This window comes from Microcoleus sp. Pol11C3, assembly GCF_036701485.1.
Classification (GTDB): Bacteria; Cyanobacteriota; Cyanobacteriia; order Cyanobacteriales; family Microcoleaceae; genus Microcoleus.
Map to the genome: position 1 here is coordinate 40,813 of NZ_JAUBQW010000044.1, position 1,230 is coordinate 42,042.

Consider the following 1,230-nt stretch of genomic DNA (forward strand, 5'->3'; position numbering starts at 1 on the left):
ACCGCAGCGGGTGGTTCTACCTTGATTGCGAATCTGGGTACTGCTGCTAGCAATCTGGGAACGGCGGACTTTGTATTCACAGGTACGATCGCAGCTTCTGCCACTGGTACTTCTCCGACTGGTACTACTACCAACTCAGGCAGTGTTGCTGATTTAACTGCTGCTGGGAATACTTTCCCCGTCGCCTTTAACAATTTCGGTTCTGGTGCTGGCGGCTACAACTTCACCACTCCTGTGTTATTTACCGGAGATGCGACTGCTAACAGTGTCACTGGTACTGAGTTTGCTGACATCTTCAGCGGCGGTTCTGGTGCCGACATTTTCGACGGCGGTTTGGGTAACGACAGCATTTCCGGCGACGATGGCAATGACAGCCTCTTTGGCGGTGGCGGTAGCGATACTCTCAACGGCGGTATTGGGAATGACACTTTAATCGGTGGTGTAGGAACCAATGTTCTCAACGGCGGTGCTGGTTTGGATGTGTTTGTGTTCAGCAGCGGAACTACTGCTGGCGGCGGGGATTTAATTACCAATTACAGCATTGCTGATGACGTAATTAACCTTGACACAACTGGTTTTGCAGCCTTTACAACCGGATCGGGGCCTTTGGGTTCGAGTTTCTACGCTTACAGCAGTACAGTTGGTGTAACGGCGCTCGAAGCAACTTTAACCGGGCCGTCGATCATGGCTATCTACGACGGTTTGTCTACTAAACTGTATTACGATAGCAACGGTTCTACGGTTGGTGGTAACAGTTTGTTTGCAACTGTCGATGTCAATTTGGGAGTTTCCGGTAATTCTGAATTGTTCTTGTTCTAAACGGCAAGAATTCTAATCGGGATATCGGCGGTACGGTTAGGGACACGGCAATGCCGTGTCCCTACAATACAGAGTTAAGGACATAGTAATACTGTGTCCTTTTTTTTGGTAATTGTTAAACAATTTAGCCGCTATTTTTTGGGTAGGAAAATGGCATTGCCGTGTCCTCTTTTGCGTTGTTGTCTATGGTTGGAGTCGATCGCACTCGCGAGGGCAATTTCACCATCCAATCCGGTTGATTTTACCCGTTATATCGATTCCGCTTGTATCGGAATGATTAAACTGCAGAGGACACAGAGGATACAGAGACAGGGAAGAGAGAGATGAATAATTCGTATAAGTTCACGGGGTTAGCCTGGCAGAAGAGAGGGAGAAATCTGACCAGAACGAGCACTCAAAACAGATTCAGTC

The 1,230-nt window shown here is 48.1% G+C and carries 1 protein-coding gene; it reads left to right on the top strand.

All coding sequences use genetic code 11. The annotated features are described in order from the left end of the window. A partial coding sequence (locus QUA40_RS12725) for a calcium-binding protein (RefSeq protein WP_333126014.1) occupies nt 1-819 on the top strand: 819 nt, incomplete at its 5' end. Nucleotides 820-1,230: the final 411 nt, after the last annotated feature.